This is a genomic window from Actinoplanes subtropicus (assembly GCF_000721705.1).
GTDB lineage: Bacteria > Actinomycetota > Actinomycetes > Mycobacteriales > Micromonosporaceae > Actinoplanes > Actinoplanes subtropicus.
The window spans coordinates 1-217 of the sequence record NZ_JOJL01000206.1 but is presented as its reverse complement, the minus strand read 5'-3'; the positions used below and the strand labels follow the sequence as shown (position 1 = coordinate 217).

Genomic DNA, 217 nt, shown 5'->3' with positions numbered 1-217 from the left:
GATGGGTAGGTCGCGGTAGTTGTTGGAGAACAGTCCGTCGGAGGCGTAGGCGGTGTTGTAGGCGGTGGAGTAGCCGTTGAATGCCCCGAAGGTGGGGAACGGCAGACCATTGGACGCCAGCCGGTTGAAGCCCCATGCGTACATGCGGTCGATTTGTCCGGGGTCGCCGATGATGCCGGTCAGGGTGCCGCCGGCGAGCATGGTGGACCACTGGTTT

Annotated in this window: 1 protein-coding gene; it reads right to left on the bottom strand. The window is 63.1% G+C overall.

Features of this window, described 5'->3' with window-relative positions; translation table 11 throughout:
• On the bottom strand, positions 1-217 hold a 217-nt coding region (locus IH26_RS55255; RefSeq protein ID WP_034218369.1), incomplete at both ends, for a hypothetical protein.